The sequence below is a fragment of the Streptosporangium sp. NPDC020072 genome, assembly GCF_040631445.1.
Lineage (GTDB): Bacteria > Actinomycetota > Actinomycetes > Streptosporangiales > Streptosporangiaceae > Streptosporangium.
The window spans coordinates 142,756-162,950 of record NZ_JBEYAB010000011.1 but is presented as its reverse complement, the minus strand read 5'-3'; the positions used below and the strand labels follow the sequence as shown (position 1 = coordinate 162,950).

Genomic DNA, 20,195 nt, shown 5'->3' with positions numbered 1-20,195 from the left:
GACACGGATGACCAGCAAGTCTGATGTGAAGAAACTCGTCGAGACTGAGACCGATCGCCTCGGCTTCACGATGACGCTCGGCAACGGTCGCTGGGTGATCACCAATCCTCAGAACGGCCGGTCCGCTGAAATCCCACTTCAGGCCATAGGTCACGGCCTGGACAACTACAAGACCAAGATCCGGTCTTTGCTGCAAAACCATCCCACGAAGCCTTCACCTATGGCCGTCGCCACCGAGAAAGCCGACAGCATGCCCCGCGATACCTGGTGGAGCGTTGAAGCGCTCCTCGCCGCCGCCTACTCCCACGGCCTCAGACCGTACGTATCAGGAGGCCTTCTCCACACCCCTGGTCCGATCGACGCTCAGCCCTTCGCGGAGATGCTGCACACCCGCAAGGACGAAGTAATTGCACAGCTCACCAAGAACACCAACGCCGCCACCGAAGGAATCACCGTGCCGACGACCAGAGAGACCGCCCACGTCACGAAGCCCCGCGACATCACCGCCGACGCCGAAGCCCTGTGGGGCCTGCTGCGTGACGCCGCACGTGAGCAGGGAGACAAGCCGCTGACCAACGGCGGAGTCGTCGGTGTTCAGTGGCAGGGCGCCCTGGCTCAGATCATCAAGACCGCCTGTCCCGACTGGGACACCGTGCACGAGCAGGATGTCCGCCAGTACCTCAACCGAACCGAGCACACCCGCTGCCACCGGCCTCGGGCAACCCCTCCGGTGTGGTGGGTCGCCTTGGAGTGGAACGACGGCGGACTCACCGTCACCAAAACCACACCGAAGCCCGTTTCCCAGCCCCTGGTAGTCGCACCGGTCGAGAAGAGCGCTGCGCGGACGACCCCCGCACCTGCGTCGTCCGCTGAAATGTCGCCGCCGGCCACCGCGGGCCCGGCGCTGCGGGCGCTCCTTGGGTTCGAACAGGCGATCCGGAGAACCGAAGCCGAGCGAGACCAAGCCCTCACCGACCGGGATCTGGCTCGAACTGCCTTGGAAAAGGTTCGCGCCGACCGGGACAACCTCCTCGTCGAGCTGGGCGAGGTCAAGGCCGACCGTGACAAGGCGAAGGCGGAGCTCGAAGCCATCAACGCTGTGTTCGCGCGGTACAACGGAGACGCCGCGTGATCGACAGGAGATCGGCGAGGTCTACCACGTTCTGCCCGACCGTGAGTGACGTCAGACCTAAGCCCTGACAGGGCGAGCACCAAGAGCCAGATGAATGCTAATAGCGGTACCGCTATCGTTACCGGACGCCTCTTCCCTCGGTGGCTTTCTTGGAGAAGACCAGCACGTGAAGGGGCCTGATGGGGTACAAGCTGGCCGACGAGGTGGCGATCAACGCGCCGAAGGCGACCCCGCCGAGGGATCTGCTCGCATTGATTGCCATCGCTCGCAGGATCAACGACCACACCCGCACCGGCTGGCTGACACGCGAGGAGATCGCGCACTGGGCGAGGATCGACGTGCGATCGGTCAAAGCGCTGAGGGAGCGGTTGGTGGCGGCCGGCCTGCTTGTCGTGCTTGAAGCCGGGGGAGGGCGCCGGAAGGCAACCGTGTTCTACATTCCGCCGATGCCTGGTTACCTGCCGGGGCAGCCGCCCCGTCCGGTAGACCTGGAATCCGATGACCAGAAAGGGGGAAGCTCAGACTTCCCCTTTTCTCCTGTGGATAACAGTGTGGACAACTGGAAACCAGGAAGTCCAGACTTCCCCCTTTCCGAGACCGAAAGGGGGAAGTCTGATGACAAAAGGGGGAAGTTTGGACCGGAAAGGGGGAAGTCTGGACTTCCCCCCAATCCTCATCTCACTCCTCACTCTCAATCCTCATCATCTCCGCACGAGGTCGAGGAGGAACCGTACCGACCGGCCGCCGACCACCCGGAAGACGACGAGATCACTCAAGAGAAGAAGTCGCCGGTCGCCAGTCGCGCCGCACGAGTCATCACCACGCGGATCGGATGCCCTCTCGACGAGGCCGAGCGCATCGCCCAGACCATTGCCCGCGAGAACAGCGTCCGCAAGTCCCTGCACGTCTACGTCGCGGGCATCCCCACCGCAGACTTGCGCACTTGGCGTGAGACCACGCGCAACCAGGAAACCAAGGCGGTTCGCGCTGGTCGTGCGACCGACCGGTGCGACAAGCACTGGCTTCCCCAGCCGTGCATAAGCTGCGCAGGCGACGCCAAGGCTCGGCCGGACCTGTGACGACTGGTGGCGGATTCGTTTGATCCGCCACCAGCACAAACGTGGCAAGGCGGAAGGCCGGACTGCGCGCAGGATGCGCTCCAGGTCGGGGAAAACGAGCCGAACCTCCTCGTTGCCGAAGCTGGTCCTCCTCCTCGGTTCCGGCAGGAGAGTGTGGTCCAAGTGGAACAAAAAAATCGTCTAAGTGAACTAAATGAACCAAGCGAACCGCATGTAACGCTCTGAGGTCAACGGAGACGGACGAACTCCGCATGCTCGGTAGTAGGACTACCCCTAGGACGGTTAGACGCTCTACATCGCTCTGGGGGTGTCATTTCAAGATCATTGCATGAGGTGCCCTCTAGGGGTGGCCGCGAAGTCGCAGTTGCCGAAAGGTTGCCGCCTTGCGCCAATGCACACGATTAGCCATCGGCGCGGATATCGAACACATGTTCCCCTTTGTTGGGGTTCCTGGGTTCCCGAGGGTCGTGATGACTTTGTTGCAAACATGACATGAAAGCGTTGTCTAATCCGGTTCCCTGAATGTCTATATCGGTCTACGGTTTGTAATGTGCAGATACGACACAGCGCACGGATCGCATGGCTGACCAGCGCAGCTATCGCGATCCTGGTAGCGAACACGCTGCAGGGAGGGGAAGAGGTGATGTCCTTCGTTGCAGCCGAACCCACCGTCACGGTAACGGTCTCCGGACCGCCCGGACCCCCGGGACCGCCCGGACCGAAGGGCGACCCCGGCGACCCCGGACCGCAAGGCGCACAGGGCGACCCCGGACCGCAAGGGGCGCAAGGCGACCCCGGACCTACCGGACCCGCCGGACCGCCCGGACCGAAGGGGAACCCCGGCGAAACCGGACCCGTCGGTCCCATGGGGCCACAAGGCAAGCAGGGCGACCCCGGACCCGCCATCACTGTCACCCCGACACACATCTCTGTCCCCGGACCGAAGGGCGACAAGGGCGACCCCGGACCGAAGGGCGACAAGGGTGACAAGGGCGACCCTGGACCGACCGGCAAGCCAGGCAAGGACGGCAACCCCGGTCCGACCGGTCCAACCGGAACCGGTAAACCCGGTCCGGCAGGGCCTACAGGTCCGGCGGGACCGTCCGGCAAGAACGGCAACCCCGGTCCAACCGGTCTAACCGGTCCGGGCGGGCCAACCGGACCGCCCGGACCGACCCCGCCCGGAACGTCACACGCCTTCGGCGCCCCTGACCAAGAACCGTCCGACACGCCTAGCGAGATCAACGCGGACCCCCGATCCAACGAAACACCCCTCCTACCCGGGGTGCTGCTACTGGTCGTGGGCGTAGCGATCACGGCCGGGCTCCTGATCAGACGGCGACGCCAGAGCCGCAAGGCGACCACACAAGCTGATAGCGAAACCGCTATTGGCGAAGAGTCTCAGGCCACACAAGTCCTGTAACCATCCCGCCCGCCCGGACCCCGGGCGGGCACCCAACCCCGAAAGGCTCATCAATGCTCGACAACAACCCCGCATACCTGTTCGACGCGATCGAAGCCGTGACCGTCGCCTACCCCAAGACCTTCACCCGGCTCGGAGTCTCCCGCCCGATCGGGGCCGTTGTCCTGGGATTGGCTGCCACGGGTCGCCTTGACGCCCTTGCCAAGGCCGATGCTGAGGGCAGCGTTGCCGACCGCATTCTCACGGGTGATGACCTGACCGACCTGCCCGCCGAGTGCATCGCGACGCACGGCACCGGTAAGAACGCACGGAAGTTCTCCACCTATGCCCTGATCGGTATGCACGTGGCCGCACAGGTCGGATTCGGTCAGGCGATCCTGATCGACCTGGGCAAGGTCCCCGGAACGAGCGCCGCACAGGTTCAGAAGTTCCTGACCGACCTGCCGAGCATGGCCGACTACCGGGCGGAGATCGAAGCGCGTCGCAAGGCCGCTGCTAAGCGTGCTGCTGACGTCGCCGCTGTCCGCCTGACGTGGAAGTTCGCCGAGAAGTTCAAGGCCCCGCACACGGCCGAGACCTACGACGACGTCATGTCAGAGCGTGGCCTGACCTGGGATCAGGTCCGGGAGATCATCGCGGCCCTGACCGTCGAAGCCGACGCCAAGACGCTTGCCGACGCTGCCGAAGAAGCCGCAGCCAACGCCTAACCCCTACGGGTGCGCCCGTGACGCCACCACGGGCGCACCCGCCTTCACCGACCAACACCACAAAGCCCAACAGGAGAACCACATGATCCGCCGCGAACAAGCCGAAGTGACCAGGGAACACGCCCTCAGCGCCCTAGCCAGCCTCCGCACCCACACGCAGCAGTGCCGCATGTGCACGACCCAACCCATCCCGTGCGTGTTGGGCAGCATGTTGCAGCGGGGAGCGGGCAAGATCGCACGGGAGGCGGCTGACGCCTTGGCGGCCTACCTTCCCGCCGGTACCGAGGTCACCTACCACGGCGTTCGGAGTGAGTACCGAGAGATGGTCTTCGTCGTGGCCGGACTGACCCCGCGAACCCCGTGGGTCGGCTACGTCCTACGAGGGCAGGGCATCCGCCCGTTCATCGCCACACTTCCCGTTGTCCAGCCGAGCGACCGGGAATCCCTGCAGCGCATGAGGCTGGCCACCGTGAAGCACGCCGTAGAACTGTGCTGCGCCGTGCTGGCACAGCATGGGGTCAGTCTCGACGTGACGGCCGAACGAAACAGCACCGGCGGGATCTCCGTGAGCTGGAGTAGCGCCGCCTTCATCGGAGCGGAGACCCGCGCCACACGGGAGAGCGCTACACAGACCGGCCAGTACATCGCGGGCACGCTGGTCCTCCTGCAGACCATCCGGGCAGCGACACAGCGCCATGCATGGGATGACGTGTTGCGCATCGCCCGGAACGCGCGACGGCTTGCCAGCCGCGCGGGCATTCGTGTCTAGGCTCAATGCCGCACATCGGCGCCGGTCCGCATCGCGCGGACCGGCGCTTTCGCGTCCCCCGGGGGGCCGGTCCAAGGTCCGGCGGGACGCCGTACTCGGCTTGGTCCTTGCGAAAAGAAATTGATCTTGTAGGGTGTGGTGGTTTTCGCCTGGAGTGTTGGGGGTTGCGGTGTCTGCTGTTGGTGGTGCGTGCGTGGGTCCGTGCAACGGGCGTCAGCGGCGGGCCTGGGCTGCGTTCGAGGCGGCTCGTGACGCGCACGCGGATTTGGTGGATGCGTGGGTGTGCGAGGGGGAGAAGGGCGACCCGCCTGCGGAGCCTGAAGTTCCTGAGGTTCAGTGGCGGCCGGGGGAGCCGCTGGTGTGCGGTCGGTGTGTGGCGACGGTACGGAGGGCGTTGCTGGAGGTGGATACGTTCGCTGCGCAGCTCGCCCGGGAGGTGGACGGATTCCGGCCGCCGTCGAAGTGGTCGAGGGTGTCGGGGTCGAGGCCGAAGCCGGATGCGTCGCCGGTGGGGGACCTGCTGGAGAAGCTGACGGGTGAGCTGCTCGACGTCGAGGACCAGGCGCGGGCGTGGCTGAAGGCCGGGGCGCGTCTGGGCGGTTCCCGGTCGGCGGTCGCTCGGTCGCGAGCGGTGGGGTGGTTGACGGAGTCGGGCCGACTGGAGAGCATCCTCGTCCGTGAGGACCTGGTGGGCCTGATGGACTTCGCCCTGTCATGGCGAACAGTGCTGGAACGGATGGCGGGAGACGAACCGCCCGCGTGGACGCCGGCCAGGTGCCGGTGCGGGGAGCGGTCGTTCCGGTGGGACGCCGCGGCGGGCTTCTACGTGTGCACCACATGCGGGACGCACGTCTCAGAGCCGGAAGCCGCAGGCCGGGTGGAAGCAGAGATAGCGAGCTAATAGCGGTACCGCTTGCGTGGGTCGGCAGGGGTGTGTAACACTTTCCGCCAACGGAAGACGTATGCCCTCGGACCGAATCAGTGGTTCGAGGGCTTTCTGCTGCTCGGGGGTGGTTCATGTCCCCTGCGACAGCGAAAACCGCCGCGGTACGGCTAGGCCGGGAAGCGGTGACGATCCGCCAGTGGGCGCGCCGGTACAGCGTGCGGGTGCTGGGGAAATCCGGCCGCGAGGTCGTGTACGACCTCGCGGATCTGGCCACGATCGAAGGCTGCATCTGGCGGGGCGATCCTGTGCCCGAAACGCCAGAAGCTCGAGACGCGATGCGAGCCCGATTGACGTCGGCCGCTTAAAAATCAGACAGGGGTGGCTGTGATGGCTGTGAAGACGAAGAAGTACCAGAGGGTGACGGGCGAAGAGCGTGAGACGCTGAAGACGGACCTGAAGCGCCGATACTTGGAGGGCGAGTCGGTTCGAGCTCTGGCGATCTCGCTGCGCCGCTCATACGGGTTCGTTCACCGGCTGCTGCAGGAGGCGGGGGTGGAACTGCGGTCGCGGGGCGGTAACCGACGGGTGCCCCGAACGAGCCCGACGGAGTAGACGCTATAACTCGCGCCTTGACTGACATCTGCTAGCTGGGCCAGATGAGGTTCGACACAATGTTGATGGGGACGGCGAGAACTAGTCCCGAGAGGAAGAAGGCCCATTCGCGGATGCGTTGACGCTTCTTGTCCGCTTGAGTATTTCCGAAGATGAGTGACTGAACAGCTTCAGCCTCTTCGCGATCCATGTTGATCAGGACGCGCTGGCGCTCAGCTTCCTCCACGAGCTGCTGATGAGCAGCTTGTTGTGCGATGAGTTCGCGTCGTAGTTCCTCGGTGAGAGCACCGGCTTCGGCAAATATAGTGTTGGCCTGCTCGAAGGCATTGTTGACTGCTTTTATGCGGTGGCGAAGTCGTTCGCCAGGATCTACAGGCGCTGTGGGCTGATCGGACCTCCTGGTCAAGCGGATAACAATTGCGCTTACCCCGCCGAGGGTTAATGAAATCAAGAAAGAAATAAGGGTTGGAATGAACGATGTGTCGTTCTCCCCTGAGGATAAGTATGTGGCTGTGGTCGCTAGTGCAACCCCCATACATACCGTCAGGGAGGCCTGAATGATCGCCAATCTTGCCCGAGGTATTTTCGGTACTTTTTTTGACTTCCTAGGGTTGGCATCGGTCACGGAGACATTTGATCGCTGTCGGCCGGTACGCTGCTAGATGATTCACCAAATCGCGATTTGGGGATCACCGATCTGTTATGTTCACGAGTGATCGCTCAGTGTCCCCAGTCAGACAAACGGCGGGCTACCTGGCGTCGGCTCCGGCGCTGGCTGAGGCGGGGCGGGCATCTGGGAGTTGCTCCCCTTCATGAGCTGCTTGACGTCGTCGGCACCGACGTGACCGAGCACGAAGATCTTGACGAGCACGATCACGCTCGGGCCTGACAGGGCGGCCGCCAGCCACGGTTGACCGTTGACGCCAAGTACGACGGCGGCGGCGAGCATGCCAACCGCCATGGCAAGCCCTGCCACGAGGCCTGTCATGCGCAGCACGTGGGCGCGTCGGTCTTTCTCCGACTGCATCTCGGCCTTCAAGCAGGCCATCCGATAAGCGTGCTCCCGGGCGAGCTGAGGTTCAAGCGCTTTCAGTGCGGCGCGTAGGTGCTCGGGCGGAAGCTGTCCCCATTGAACCGCTATCTCAAGGCCAGTGGGCTGCGTTTGTTGTTGACCGGGAGTCATTCAGCTGCTCCCCCGCCTCCGAGTAGAAGTGGTGTCCTGTCTCCAGAGCGGAGATGGGGAGGTGGGGGCCCCAGTCGCTTGAACAGGTTATCTAGCCCTTCGGCCATAGTGCGGGCCGAGCTTACAGTTTCTTCATTTTCGCTTAGCTTTAGCAAATCGATTGCTGGATCGATCGTTTCTTCTTGGCTGGCTGCTTCCTTGGCGGTATATACGTATGCGGCATAGGATCCTAATAGGTGATAAGCCCCATTATCGGGGAGGCCTGGAAGATGTGCGAAGCGTTGTGCCAGTTCTTCGAGGATTTTTGAGCTTATAGAGATGCCCTCTGCCTGGTAGTGGGGGAGGCGCTCTCTGTAGAGGGGGATGGAGTCTGTAATTGCATTTGTATAGCGAATGCGGCGCTTGGGGGTTATTACTCGATGCTTGGCTAAGCGGATGAGGAGCTTTTCAATTGTATAGCGAATGCGGCGCTCGGGGGTTATTGCTCGACGCTTGGCTAAGCGGATGAGGAGCTTTTCAATTTCTATTTGCGCAGCTTCCCTTTCTTTCTTATCTGCTTTGGCTCTCCTTTTTTCGCTTTGCTGTGATATTAGTTTGTGTGCGCGAGATAGTAGAGAAGTGATGGGATTGGAAATCCTCACATGCACTCCCTTGGGGTGAAGCGTATGTCTCATGCTAGCGCAGGGGTGGAGTTGTGTCGGGTGACCGTCTCGATCGTAAATTTGGTCGGCCTTATATCGGTAATTCGGTCGTGGTGTAACGCGGTACTGGTGGAATGGTCTGGCGTGGAACTTCGCATTCGTCGTTTTCGTGGAAATTTAGAGCATTGAGTACGAAAGATTCGCGTGTCCCAAATCAACGCTGGGGGGTGTTCGCGACCTTCCGAATGTAATCCAATGGACCCTGAGATCGATCTTGTTAAAATCGATCTGAGAAATTTCTGCAGGTCAATGACTTAGCAGTAGGTCGAGAAGCGCCACCTTCGCAGCGGTTCGCCGAGCTCCGTACGGCTCCGCGAGCGCCTTCTGACCACTTCGGGGGCTTCGTCCTCGTCGAGCACAGCGTGTACCTGAGCCACTAGATCATCCGTGCTTGGATATAAGGGGGAGCACATGGCGCTTCGCCCTCCGTTTCAGTACTACGGCGCTAAGGGTCGGCTCGGCCCTTTCCTTTCCTCGCTGCTGCCCAAGCATGAGGTGTACTGTGAGCCCTTCGCCGGGTCCGCTGCGGTGTTCTTCGCCAAGGAGCCCGCGAAGATCGAGACGATCAACGACCTCAACGGCGACCTCGTGTGCTTCATGCGGGTACTGCGCGACCAACCTCGTGACCTGCAGCGCGCTATCCAGCTCACCCCGTACGCTCGCGCCGAGCACGCCGCGGCGAAGCTCGGCGACACCAGTGCTTCCGACCTGGAGCGGGCGCGCCGCTGGTGGATTCAGTGCACCCAGTCCCGATCCGGCGAGGCCGGCGCGTCATGGCGACGCCCGACGTCCCGTACCCGGGTGAACAACCCCATGACCGCGAAGCGCATGGGCAGCGCGTTGCGTTGGCACGCGGCTCGACTTCGTGAAGCGTTCATCGAGCAGTGTGACGCCCTGGAGCTCATCGCCCGCATGGACTCGCCGACCACGGCGTTCTACCTCGACCCGCCATACCTTCGTTCGACGCGGAACGCGGCTGGGTCGGGCCGGTACGTCAAGGAGATGGACGCCGACGACGAGCACGTGCAGCTGCTGGAACTACTGAACGCCTGCCGTGGCGCGGTCGTCCTGTCCGGTTACCGGTCGCAGCTGTATGACGAGGTGCTGGCTGGGTGGCGCCGCATCGACTACCGGGTGCGGCAGGCGTCGTCGGACGTGCGCACCTTGGCGGTCGAGTCGATCTGGGTCAACCGATAACTAAAGATCAGGGCATGCCCGACTGAAAACTCCGCTGATAGCGGTATCGCAATTAACCTAGAAGGTCCTAAATGTTCAAGCGCATCGCCCTCGTGCTCTCCGTACTCCTGGCGGCCGTCATCCCCGCCGTCGCCACCGCTGTACCCGCGTCCGCCGAGGCATGCGGCCTCACCGTGCAGACGCCGTACTGGTCGAACAGCCGCATGCACACCAAAGGCACGATGAGCTGCAGCAGCAACCCCCGCGCGGTGGACCTCGACATCCAGGTGCAGCTACTGGAGAACGGCAGCGCCGTTGGCTACGACGAGAAAGGCTGCTGGGGCGGCTACGCCTCGTGCTCGGCATCCACATCGGCGCCGAACCACGCGGGTGACCAGGTGTGGTGCGTGCTGGCCATCGGCTACTACGACGGCTACGAGTTCGACAAGGCGTATTCCTGCGAGCAAACCGGCTACTGAGCTGGGCTTCTCCATCCCCTCTTTCTTCGGATGATCGTCGGAGGCGCCATGCCGAGCGTTATCGCCCAGACCTACCGCATGGTCCCGGTTACCGACCTGGAACCGCACCCCGAGAATCCGCACCGCGGCGACGTGGACGTGATCGCCGCGTCGATCGCGCGGAACGGCTTCTACGGCACCGTCCTGGTTCAGCAGTCGCGGATGCGGATCATCGCCGGTGAACACCGCTGGCGCGGCGCGAAGAAGCACGGCCTGGTCGAAGTGCCCGCCTTGATCGTGGACGTGGACGACGATGCCGCCACGAGGATCATGCTCGCAGACAACCGCACCGCCGAGTACGGAGCGTATGACGACCAAGCTCTTGCCGAGCTGCTGCGTGGCCTCGACGACCTCGACGGCACCGGCTGGTCCGACGACGACCTAAACAACCTGCTCGCCGACATTGATAGCGGTATCGCAATTGTCGATGACCGCCCCGCCAACCCTCGTACTGCCAGGCCGGATGACCACGACGGCATCCAGGAAGAACGGCCGCGGCCGCAGCCACGCATCGACCTCGACGACGAGGAAGCCGAGGACGACCTGGACGACGACGGCACGGCCGAGGACGACGCACCGCCGCCCCGCCCGAAGGCCGGCGTGACGGCTGACTTCCTCATCACGCTGACCGCCGCCGAGCACACCGAGATGACCACGCTGCTCAGCCGTATCAGGGCCCGCGACGGCGACGCCCCGACCACTCACATCGTGCTGGCCGCGCTGCGCACCTATGCCGACTAGCAGATCTGGAGGTCTCACGTGGTTGTCAGCAAGGCCCGCCAGGTTGAGATCTCCCAGCGCCGCTACCAGGCGGTTCAGATGCGGATCGCAGGAGTGAGCCCTACCGTCATCGCCGAGCGGCTGGGCTACTCGGGCGCGGCCTCCGTCAGCAAGGACATCGACCGGGCGCTGCAGAAGGCCGCCAAGCAGGAGCACCTGGCCAGCGAACAGCTTCTCCAGTTGGAGATCGACCGACTCGACCGCATCATGGCCGCGCTCTGGCCGAAGGTCCTGAAAGGCGAGGTCAACGCCGCTGAGACCGCGCTGAAGTGCATCAACCGGCGGGCAACCCTGCTGGGCCTGGACCTGATCAACCGCAACGGCGTCGCGGACGGCGACATGGCCAGCCTGCTGGGCAACCTGCTGCTCCAGATTCAGCAGCGGCACGCCATCCCCGACCCCGACACGGACAGCATCCTCGAGGCCGAGGTGATCGGCGAGATCGAGTCGGGGGACGGTCTTTGAGCACGCCGACCCTGACGCCGCTGACCCTCTCTTCCAAGCAGCTGCGTTCGATCGGCGAGTCCACCGCGCGATTGAACATCTGGTCGGGCGCGATCCGGAGCGGGAAGACGATCGCCAGTTTGCTGCGGTGGGTCATGTATATCGCCAACGCCCCGCGGGGTGGGTCGCTGGTGATCGTCGGCAAGACGTCGGACACGATCGCCAGAAATGTGTTCGACGTGCTCCAGGACCCGGCCATCACGGGGCCGATCGCGCGGCGGGTCATTTATACGAGAGGTGCGCCGACCGCGAACATTCTGGGGCGCCGTGTCGAGATCATCTCGTCGAACGACGCCCGGTCGGAAAACCGACTGCGAGGCATGACCTGCGCCGGGGCGTACGTCGATGAGATCACGCTGATCGAGCGCGAGTTCTGGGACCAGCTCCTCGCCCGGCTCAGTGTGAAGAACGCCAAGCTGTTTGGCACGACCAACCCCGACGCGCCAAACCACTGGTTGAAGAGACAGTTCCTTGACCGTAAGTACGAACTGGATCTGAAGCACTGGCACTTCCGGCTCGATGACAACGAGGCCTTGGATCCGGCGTACGTCAAGGCGCTCAAGGCCGAGTACACCGGACTGTGGTACAAGCGCTTCATTCTGGGTCAGTGGGTCATGGCCGAGGGCGCCATATTCGACATGTTCGACCCAGACCGCCACGTCGTGGACGTGCTGCCGCCCATGGAACGGTGGTTGGTCCTGGGCGTGGACTACGGCACGGTGAACCCGTTCGACGCCATCCTCATCGGCGTGTCCACCCCGGACGACGCCGGTCAGCGGCGCCTCTACCTTGCCAGCGAGTTCCGGTGGGATTCACGCGCCGAGCGGAAGCAGCTTACCGACGCCGAATACTCGCGGAAGCTCGGGGCTTGGCTGGACGGCATCCCTGACACCTACGGTCCGGGCACTCATGGAGTGCGGCCGCAGTGGGTGGTGGTGGACCCGTCCGCCGCGTCGTTCATCACCCAGCTCCTACGCGACGGCTTCACTCCGACCATGGGGGACAACTCCGTCAACGACGGCATCCGCACCGTTTCCAACCTGCTCGGAGCTGACCACCTGCGCGTTCACCGTTCGGTGTCCGGGTTCCTCGACGAGGTGGGCAGCTACGCATGGGACGACAAGAAAGCGGAGCGCGGCGAAGACGTCCCAGTGAAGATTGACGATCACGCGCTGGATGCCGTTCGGTACGCGCTGCACACTACGCAGGCGGTTTGGCAGCCGTTGCTGCAACCAGCCTTCTGACCTCAGACGCGCACCCCGAATCCATCGGGCTGAAGGGGTGCGTTTGCTCCGCACGTCCACCCACGTGCGTTGAGCCCGGCGGCTTCGGTTGTCCACGTGGTTGAGGGGCTACGTGGACAACCGGGCCGTTGTGATCCTTTCCGGCCTAGGAGGGCCTGTGGCTGATTTCCAGTTCAACGTTTCCAAGGGGCGTGCGGTCGAGCTGTACCGCCGCGTCAAAATCGGTGACCCGGCTGGTTCTGTCCTGCTCGTCGTCGCGCTGGCAGCTGCGGGCGTTGAACCTGACGCGGTGTTGCGCGACAAGGACACCCTGGCTGACGTGCTGTCTGGCTCGACTGAGGCGGCGAACGCCGGTTACGCCCGGAAGGTCCTCGGAGGGGCCAGCCTGGACATTGTCACTCCAGATGACGCCAACGACTGGGTAGACCTGACGCTGCCGGATCAGACCTGGGCCAACGTGCAGGCAGGAACGGACTGGTCGAAGCTGCTGATCTGCTACCGGCCCGGGGCTGCGGTCACCGACGCCGACGTGACGCCGCTGACCGCGCACGACTTCCCAATCAGGCCGGACGGCAGCAACGTCGTTGCCCAGGTGGACCCGTCCGGGTTCTTCCGGGCGGTGTGAGATGGCCAAGTCTGGATACTCCGCGCTGACCCCGGCACCGGTCGCGCTGACCGCCAACACCGCCCGCAGCGTTCTCGGCGTCCTTGCCCCGGCCTCCCTTGGCTTCGGCCTGGACCTGAAAAAGCTCCGCGTCGGCCTGTACGGCGTGTCCGCTTCGGGAGTGCCAGGCGACGTCGAGCTGTGCGCCGCAACGTTCACGACGAACCCGCCGGCGACTGGGACGATGGCGTACGCCACGACGGTCACTCCGCAGCAGCTCTACGGTCGCATCATCGCCCCCGGCTTCCTCGCGGCGGCCGCGTGGTCATCGGAGCCGACGGTGCTCACGGTGATCGACACCTTCCCGCTGTCTCCGAACGGTGGTCTTGCCCTGTACGACATCCCGCTGGGCGACACTCCCGACTGCGCACCAGCGGCTGGGTTCGTGCTGCGAGCGAAGTTCGCCGCCGCAGTAACCATCTCTGCTGGCCTGTGGCTCGAACGAACCTGACAAAGGGGGCTGTATGCCGCTGCTTGAGACCTTCGAGGCCAGTCCTCTCCGTTTAGCCTGGTCGGGCGCCTGGAACTGGACACAGGCACGGGCGCACAGCGGCGTATGGGCGTTCAAAAGCGACACCATCGGCCATAACGAAACCGCGACGCTCACGGTCACCTTGCCGCCTCGCGCGGCCACGATCCAATTTTGGTACTTCGTCTCCTCCGAACCGACCTACGACAAGCTGGAATTCCTGATCAACGGCACGGTCAGGATGACGGCTTCCGGCGAAGTGGGATGGACTCAGTCGCAGGTATTCGACGTGACCGGCGTCACCCAGGTCCAGTTCCGCTACAGCAAGGACAGCAGCGGCAGCAGCGGGGATGACGCCGCCTACATCGACGACATCGCAATCACCTTTCAGCCGCTGACGGCCGTCTCCAACACCTTCGACGGCGGTACGGCAGGAAGTAACCTCACCGCAGCTAATTCCGGCGGCAGCAGCGGAATCCCGTTCAATAACTTCGTCGGCACGACGAAGTACTCCACGACTAAGGTTCGAGGCGAGACAGGACTGTCAGTGGTGGCCGCCACACCAGGTACAGACACCCACATCGACTGGATCGGCGTGGAACCCGCCGCTGATGTGCTGTGCGCCCGCATGTACCTGTACCTGGACGCACCATTAGCGACCGCAGCCCCCCTGATGGCTCTGCTCGGGCCAAACGGGCTCACGGCCAAGACGTGGATTTTCCCAGACGGGCATGTAGCGGTCTATGCAGGCAATACTTCGCCGCTGGTCCTGGCCTCCACAGCGGGGATGACTCCGGTCGGGCAGTGGGTGCGGCTGGAATGGCGGTTCACGATCAGCCCCAGCGGCTCAGGGACCACGGAAATCTGGTCTTACCTGGACGCGGAGTCACCCACTCACGACGGGTACTTCATCAGCGAAACCGTCACGTGGCCAGGCGGCAAGCCGTACACGATGGAGACCCACCTGCGGGGCGATACCGCAGGGACCGGCGGACTGTACGTCGATGAAGTGGCCGTGGCCGCAGCCAAGCTCGGGCCGGCCCCGTCGTCAGCAACCGTACGGCCCCGCACAAGCATGGGCGGTACAGCCGCAGCTCATCGGGCCGCTTCATGGTGAAGGGCGACGAACGGTGCCCCGCCTAGGACGAGGAATCTCCGCCCGTCCCATCGTGCGCCGCGCTCCGTCACGACCGATCCTGACGGCGGTCACCGAGAACGGCCAGCCGCAACCGTTCAGCCAAACCAAAACCCGCGTGCTGGGCCAGGTCGTCGAGGAGAGGTCCGCGCGACCGCTTACGCCAGGCAAAGCTCGCGTTCTGGCCCGAACCGTTGAAACGGGCCGTGCTGCCCAAACGCAGCGAACCGTGACCCGCACGCTTGGTCTGGCCACCGAAACCGGTACGGCACGGTCAGCTGTCCAGATCAAGAGCCGTGTGGTTGGGCAGGTCGCAGAGACCGGGGCCGCGCAGGCGGTTCGAGGATGGGCAGCGGTTCGCAAAGTCGCTGAAGCCGGAGTCGCGCGACCGCTCGCGCCGAGCAAAACCCGCGTGCTGGGCTCGGTCGTCGAGGCCGGGCAGTCTCAGCCATATCGCGCCGCCCGCGGGTACCGCTTGGGCCAGGCCGCTGAAGCTGGTCAGCCGCAGCTCCTCAGCCAAGTCAAAGTGCTGGTGGTCGTCGCGACGGTTGGGGTCGGTACGGCGTTGCCGGTGCGACCGCAACCGCCGATCGTGGCCGTGCTCGGCACGGTTGTCGAAGCCAGCGTCGTGCAGCGAATCCGGCGGCTGACGCCGCCGCTCCGGGCTAGCACTCCTCTCACTGAGTGGGCAGCGTCACCGCCCGTCGTCGAGTGGCGAGCCGGATCGCCGCATAACTCATGGGCCGCCGACCCCCCGACGACCTCGTAGGAGAGCAATAGCGATATGGAGCCGATTTCATCTCTGAGCCGCCCGTATGTCTACACCTTCGTCACGGGAGCGTCTGGGACAGAGCCGGTAGAGATCGCTTTTACGAACCTTGGCGCTGAACCGGGCGAGGCTGACTGGCACACCGCCGAGTGGGCCAGTCTCACCGCGGGAGGCGCGCGAGCACGCATTCTCATCGGTCCCGGCGGCAGCGTCACGTTGACAGACGGCACCTACCTGATGTGGGTCCGCGTGACCGGCCCGATTGAGCGGCCGGTGATGCCCTGCGGACCCATCCCCATCACCTGAGGAGTGACCCTGAACCGCAACCCTGTCACCGGAGACATCGTCCGCTACCGAGGTCGGCGAGGCCTTCAGGCTGTACGCGCCGCGATCGTCACAGCAGACGTAACGACTCTGAACCCGGAAGGTGTGAAGCTCGGCGCAGTGCCCGCACTCGACAGCGAGTCGCACATCCATCTGTGGGTGTTCACGCCGGGCCAGCTCGGCGGATTCCACGAGTACAACGTCGCTCCGGGCGACGCTCCGGGCACCTGGCACTGGCCGGCCGCCGGATGAGGGATCAGACGATCACTTGGCGGCAGGCCGCGCAACGCGCCGCCGAAGTCCTGGAGCGGGCGGACTGCGAACCCAACCCCGCGATGGTCGATGCCAAGGTCTCCATCGCCGAGGGCTGGACGCAGCTGGCCGCCGCACTGTCAGAGATCGAGCACTGAAGAGAGAAGGCCGATGCCACTTCCCGAACACACCCAGGAGTGGCCGCCACCAGCGATCCGACAGGAGATGCGGCTCTACGACACGCACGGCGCGTGGTACTCCGGAGACCCGGACAAGCTGGCGAGCGTGTACGGCGGCAATCGGGGAGCTCCAACAGTGGGGATGGACCCGAAGGGGTGGGACCGGCCGATCCGCGCTGGCGGTTACTTCGGTCGGATGGTCCGGTACTTCTGGGGAACGCCTACCCCGACCGCGCAGGCTCGTGCGACAAAACTTCACGTTCCGCTTGCCGCAGACATTGCCGCTACCAGCGCCGACTTATTGTTCAGCGAGCCGCCGACGCTCAAGCTCAAGGGCAAGAAGGGGCAACAGCGGCTCGATAGCGTGCTGCACGAAGCTGGTGTGTACGGCAGCCTGTTGGAGGCTGCCGAGCTGGCCGCCGCGTACGGGGGTGTCTACCTCCGCGTGGGTTGGGACACGACGATGGCTGACCATCCGGTCGTGGACGCGCTTCCGCCGGACGCAGCCGTGCCCGAGTTTCACAGCGGCAGGCTCAAGGCGGTGACGTTCTGGCGGGTCGTGTACAAAGACGACCGGTCAGGCGAGGTGTGGCGGCACCTGGAGAAGCACGAACGGGGCCGTGTTTACCACGGGTTGTACGCGGGCGATGAGGACCACCTGGGTAAGCAGGTGCCGTTGGAGGATCACCCGGTGACCGCTGAGTTCGCCGAACTGGTGGACGAAGACGGCGGGTTCGACAGCGGTTTCGAGCGGGGCCTGCTGGTCGATTACGTCCCGAACATGAGGCCCCACAGGATGATCCGGGGCACAGCGATCGGTCGAAGCGACTTCGACGGTGTCGAACCGCTCATGGACGCCCTCGATGAGACCTGGACGAGCTGGATGCGTGACCTCCGTCTCGGTAAGGCGAGGATCATCGTCCCGGAGGTGTATCTGACCACGGCTGGCCGAGGCCAGGCCGCAACGTGGGACCCGGACAGGGAGATCTACAGCCCGCTGGGCGGAATGCTGCCGTCACCGCAGAACCCTAACAGCATGATCACCTTGTCGCAGTTTTCCATCAGAGTGCAGGAGCACTCGGAGACATCGAAGCATTTGATGGAACAGATCGTGCGCGGTGCCGGGTACTCCGTACAGAGCTTTGGTGAGGGCGGCGACGGGGCGGCTCGGACGGCGACTGAGATCCACATGCAGAAGCACCGGTCGTATTCCACGCGCGGCCGGAAGATTGGCTACTGGACGCCGCGCTTGGCATGGTTGTCGGAGGCGATGCTGGCCGTCGACCATGCGGTGTTCGGCACGAAAGTCGTCGCGGAACGCGCGATGGTCGAATGGCCGGACGGTGTCATGCCGGACCCGGAGTTGATGGGTCGCACCCTGGACATGCTGAACAGAGCGCAAGCCCTCAGCCTCGACACCAAGATCAGATGGGTGCATCCCGACTGGGACGACATCCAGGTGGAGGCAGAGAAGAAGAGGCTCCGCGACGAACTGGGGCTGAACGTCCCTGACCCGGCCAACCTGGACGAGACATGGGTTCCTGACGCGACCAGCGAGGACTGATGGCGATCACTCCAGCCGCCGCGATCGAGGCCGGCCTGGAGCAGGCGCGGAAGATTGCTGCCATGTACGCCGACGCAGAGACAGCGCTGCTGAAACGCATCGCCGCACGGGTCGGCAAGGATCTCGACAACGATGACGGCGGCGACGACTGGGCGGCCAAACGGCTCAGCGAAGTCGCTCAGCTCCGCAAGGAGGCCGAGTCCATCGTCCGCCGTCTGGAGTCGGCCGCGAAAGCTGCTGCACAGGCGGCGGTGCTGGACACGTGGGCCGAAGGCATGGACGCCGCAGTGCGGGGAGCCATGCTGCAGGTTGCTGACGCGAAGCTGCGGAAGCGGCTAGAACGGGTGCTGCAGGACGCGAAGAACCTTGGCACGAAGCGGGGCATCAACGCTGGTCAGGGCGTCGCTGAGCTAGCTGCGCAGTCCGTCAGGCTGATCACATCGGTTCACGAGGGCGCGCTGCGCGCAGTGGACGACATCTACCGCGAGGTTATCGCCGAGACGGCCGGCCGGGTGCTGACCGGCTCGGAGACTCGTAGGGAGGCTGCGCAGCGGGCGATCGATCGGCTCACCGCACAGGGGATCACGGGGTTCACCGATTCAGCGAGCCCACCCCGCACCTGGTCCATGACCAGCTACGTCGAGATGGCCATGAGGACTGCGACCGCGCGGGCGGCGGTGGACGGGCATCTGTCCACACTGAGCGAGGCCGGGATCAACCTGGTCAGCGTGTCCCGGCTGCCGTACACATGCGACCGATGCTCCCGCTGGGAAGGCAAGGTGCTGGCGCTGTCCGGCGCGGCCGGTATGCGGGTGGAGGAGAACCTAGTGACGGGCGTCCAGACGTTCGTCCACGTGGAGGGGACGGTCGCGGAGGCCCGGCTGGCGGGGCTGCTGCATCCGAACTGCGGGCACAACCTGAACGCCTTCCTTCCGGGCGTGTCTCGACCGGCACCGGTCGTGCAAGCGACGACCACGTACGCCGACTCGCAGCGGAGCAGGTACCTGGAACGAAAGGTCCGAGAAAGCAAGCGACGAGCGGCCGTTGCGCTCGACGACGACACCAGGCGCAAGGCCGAACAACGGGTGGCCGACTACCAGCAGAAGGCGCGCCAGCACGCCAAGGCCACTGGACTGCGCCGCGGCCGAAATCGAGGAGCCGAATAACACCGGATGGCGCTTTGATCTGGTCTCTCTCGGCTCGCCTGGCGTGAGCCGAGCTTTCCTTCGGTCGGGCCGGAGGCCGGAAACACACTCGATCCGCTCCAGGAGGGCGATCTAGCCATGATCGAAAACAGTCTGCCGACGACGCCAGGCGCGTTCCTCGGCTACCGCAAGGACGGTGTCACCCCGATCTACCTGCTCGCCGGTGGCGCTCCTGAGGACGAAGGCGGTGAAGGCCAGTCACAGCAGGAGGACCAGAACTCTCCGGCTGAGGCCGAGGTCACGCCGCCCGAGCCGCCAGCGGCCGACGACGCGCCGGTCAACCCCGACGCCAAGAGGGTGGACCAGCTCCCCACGTGGGCGCAGAAGCTCATTAAGGACACCCGCGCGGAGGCGGCCGACTGGCGGTCCAAGCTGAAGGACGCACAGAAGGCAGCCGACGAGGCGACCGGCAAGCAGGGGCCGACTCCGGAGGAGATCACCGAGAAGGTCAAGACGGATTTCGCCCAGCAGATCGCCAAGGCGTTGGGCCTGGCGTCTGAGGAGGAGAAGCCGATCGACCCGCAGCAGGTGATCGAGACGCTGACGGCCGAGCGGGACACCACGGCGACCGAGCGGGACCAGGAGCGCGAGCGGCACCGCCGCGCCCTGATCGAGCTCGCGGTCCACCGCGCCAGCCAGAAGGTCGGCGCGGACCCCGACGCCCTGCTCGACAGCAGGAACTTCCTGAAGGCAGTCCGGGACATGGACCCGGACGCTGACGACTTCTCCACTTCGCTCACCGAGATCATTACGACCTCAGTGGAGAACAACCCGAAATTCAAGGCGTCCACCCAGGCGGGGCCGCCAGCCAGGAGCGGAGGCGAGTTCACCGGCGGGCCTGGTGAACGAGCGCCGAGTTCCGAACCCTCCATCGACGAGTTCCGCGCCAGGCGTAAGAAGCGCGCCTCGTCCTAGCCACT

The 20,195-nt window shown here is 64.5% G+C and carries 24 protein-coding genes; 20 read left to right on the top strand and 4 right to left on the bottom strand.

All coding sequences use genetic code 11. The features are described 5' to 3' along the window. Positions 1–7 precede the first annotated feature (7 nt). The 6 genes from ABZ470_RS26475 to ABZ470_RS26450 all read left to right on the top strand — a co-directional run bounded on the left by ABZ470_RS26475 (position 8) and on the right by ABZ470_RS26450 (position 6,608). Positions 8–1,132, top strand: coding sequence for a hypothetical protein (locus ABZ470_RS26475; protein ID WP_362914593.1), 1,125 nt, complete (start codon positions 8–10; stop codon positions 1,130–1,132). Between the two features lie 179 nt (positions 1,133–1,311). Continuing rightward, a complete protein-coding gene (locus ABZ470_RS26470) occupies positions 1,312–2,211 on the top strand; it encodes a hypothetical protein (protein WP_362914591.1) in 900 nt (299 codons plus the stop codon). 1,476 nt (positions 2,212–3,687) lie between these two features. Continuing rightward, complete coding sequence (locus ABZ470_RS26465) at positions 3,688–4,341, top strand: hypothetical protein (RefSeq protein ID WP_362914589.1); 654 nt, start codon at positions 3,688–3,690, stop codon at positions 4,339–4,341. Positions 4,342–4,423: 82 nt separating this feature from the next. Then, on the top strand, positions 4,424–5,110 hold the full coding sequence (locus ABZ470_RS26460; RefSeq protein WP_362914587.1) for a hypothetical protein: 687 nt from the start codon (positions 4,424–4,426) through the stop codon (positions 5,108–5,110). 508 nt (positions 5,111–5,618) lie between these two features. Then, a complete protein-coding gene (locus tag ABZ470_RS26455) occupies positions 5,619–6,011 on the top strand; it encodes a TFIIB-type zinc finger domain-containing protein (protein WP_362914585.1) in 393 nt (130 codons plus the stop codon). Positions 6,012–6,383: 372 nt separating this feature from the next. Beyond that, entirely contained in the window at positions 6,384–6,608 is a 225-nt protein-coding gene (locus ABZ470_RS26450; protein ID WP_362914583.1) for a helix-turn-helix domain-containing protein, read from the top strand. 31 nt (positions 6,609–6,639) lie between these two features. Here the strand turns inward: ABZ470_RS26450 and ABZ470_RS26445 are convergent, their stop codons facing one another. From ABZ470_RS26445 to ABZ470_RS26435, 3 genes are all read right to left on the bottom strand, one after another. Then, entirely contained in the window at positions 6,640–7,233 is a 594-nt protein-coding gene (locus ABZ470_RS26445; protein WP_362914581.1) for a hypothetical protein, read from the bottom strand. A gap of 108 nt (positions 7,234–7,341) precedes the next feature. Further along, the gene (locus tag ABZ470_RS26440) at positions 7,342–7,791 is read right to left on the bottom strand and encodes a hypothetical protein (RefSeq protein WP_362914579.1); all 450 of its coding nucleotides are present in this window, start codon (positions 7,789–7,791) and stop codon (positions 7,342–7,344) included. Further along, on the bottom strand, positions 7,788–8,432 hold the full coding sequence (locus ABZ470_RS26435) for a hypothetical protein (RefSeq protein WP_362914577.1): 645 nt from the start codon (positions 8,430–8,432) through the stop codon (positions 7,788–7,790). The genes ABZ470_RS26440 and ABZ470_RS26435 overlap by 4 nt, the downstream gene beginning before the upstream one ends. Before the next feature lie 471 nt (positions 8,433–8,903). Between ABZ470_RS26435 and ABZ470_RS26430 the strand changes: the two genes are divergently transcribed. The 8 genes from ABZ470_RS26430 to ABZ470_RS26395 all read left to right on the top strand — a co-directional run bounded on the left by ABZ470_RS26430 (position 8,904) and on the right by ABZ470_RS26395 (position 14,964). Continuing rightward, a complete protein-coding gene (locus ABZ470_RS26430; RefSeq protein ID WP_362914575.1) occupies positions 8,904–9,689 on the top strand; it encodes a DNA adenine methylase in 786 nt (261 codons plus the stop codon). A gap of 92 nt (positions 9,690–9,781) precedes the next feature. After that, the gene (locus ABZ470_RS26425; protein WP_362914573.1) at positions 9,782–10,147 is read left to right on the top strand and encodes a hypothetical protein; all 366 of its coding nucleotides are present in this window, start codon (positions 9,782–9,784) and stop codon (positions 10,145–10,147) included. A 30-nt stretch (positions 10,148–10,177) separates the two neighbouring features. Continuing rightward, positions 10,178–10,927, top strand: a complete 750-nt coding sequence (locus tag ABZ470_RS26420) for a ParB/RepB/Spo0J family partition protein (RefSeq protein WP_362914571.1) — start codon at positions 10,178–10,180, stop codon at positions 10,925–10,927. Between the two features lie 18 nt (positions 10,928–10,945). Further along, entirely contained in the window at positions 10,946–11,431 is a 486-nt protein-coding gene (locus ABZ470_RS26415; RefSeq protein ID WP_362914569.1) for a hypothetical protein, read from the top strand. Beyond that, a complete protein-coding gene (locus ABZ470_RS26410) occupies positions 11,428–12,714 on the top strand; it encodes a PBSX family phage terminase large subunit (protein ID WP_362914567.1) in 1,287 nt (428 codons plus the stop codon). The genes ABZ470_RS26415 and ABZ470_RS26410 overlap by 4 nt, the downstream gene beginning before the upstream one ends. Before the next feature lie 157 nt (positions 12,715–12,871). Further along, complete coding sequence (locus ABZ470_RS26405; RefSeq protein WP_362914565.1) at positions 12,872–13,339, top strand: hypothetical protein; 468 nt, start codon at positions 12,872–12,874, stop codon at positions 13,337–13,339. Position 13,340: 1 nt separating this feature from the next. Further along, complete coding sequence (locus ABZ470_RS26400) at positions 13,341–13,829, top strand: hypothetical protein (protein WP_362914563.1); 489 nt, start codon at positions 13,341–13,343, stop codon at positions 13,827–13,829. A 13-nt stretch (positions 13,830–13,842) separates the two neighbouring features. Beyond that, on the top strand, positions 13,843–14,964 hold the full coding sequence (locus ABZ470_RS26395) for a hypothetical protein (protein ID WP_362914561.1): 1,122 nt from the start codon (positions 13,843–13,845) through the stop codon (positions 14,962–14,964). Positions 14,965–15,256: 292 nt separating this feature from the next. Here the strand turns inward: ABZ470_RS26395 and ABZ470_RS26390 are convergent, their stop codons facing one another. Further along, positions 15,257–15,502, bottom strand: a complete 246-nt coding sequence (locus tag ABZ470_RS26390; protein ID WP_362914559.1) for a hypothetical protein — start codon at positions 15,500–15,502, stop codon at positions 15,257–15,259. A gap of 264 nt (positions 15,503–15,766) precedes the next feature. Here ABZ470_RS26390 and ABZ470_RS26385 point away from each other — a divergent pair, with 264 nt between their 5' ends. The 6 genes from ABZ470_RS26385 (at position 15,767) to ABZ470_RS26360 (ending at position 20,190) form a co-directional block, all read left to right on the top strand. Then, a complete protein-coding gene (locus ABZ470_RS26385) occupies positions 15,767–16,057 on the top strand; it encodes a hypothetical protein (RefSeq protein ID WP_362914557.1) in 291 nt (96 codons plus the stop codon). A 138-nt stretch (positions 16,058–16,195) separates the two neighbouring features. Next, complete coding sequence (locus ABZ470_RS26380; protein WP_362914555.1) at positions 16,196–16,327, top strand: hypothetical protein; 132 nt, start codon at positions 16,196–16,198, stop codon at positions 16,325–16,327. Next, positions 16,324–16,485: a hypothetical protein gene (locus tag ABZ470_RS26375; RefSeq protein WP_362914553.1), complete on the top strand. Its 162-nt coding sequence runs from the start codon at positions 16,324–16,326 to the stop codon at positions 16,483–16,485. The genes ABZ470_RS26380 and ABZ470_RS26375 overlap by 4 nt, the downstream gene beginning before the upstream one ends. A 67-nt stretch (positions 16,486–16,552) precedes the next feature. After that, positions 16,553–18,070: a phage portal protein gene (locus tag ABZ470_RS26370; RefSeq protein WP_362914551.1), complete on the top strand. Its 1,518-nt coding sequence runs from the start codon at positions 16,553–16,555 to the stop codon at positions 18,068–18,070. Continuing rightward, complete coding sequence (locus ABZ470_RS26365; RefSeq protein ID WP_362914549.1) at positions 18,070–19,236, top strand: phage minor capsid protein; 1,167 nt, start codon at positions 18,070–18,072, stop codon at positions 19,234–19,236. Before ABZ470_RS26370 ends, ABZ470_RS26365 begins: the two co-directional genes overlap by 1 nt. Positions 19,237–19,353: 117 nt before the next feature. Beyond that, the gene (locus tag ABZ470_RS26360; protein WP_362914547.1) at positions 19,354–20,190 is read left to right on the top strand and encodes a hypothetical protein; all 837 of its coding nucleotides are present in this window, start codon (positions 19,354–19,356) and stop codon (positions 20,188–20,190) included. The last annotated feature ends 5 nt before the right edge of the window (positions 20,191–20,195 follow it).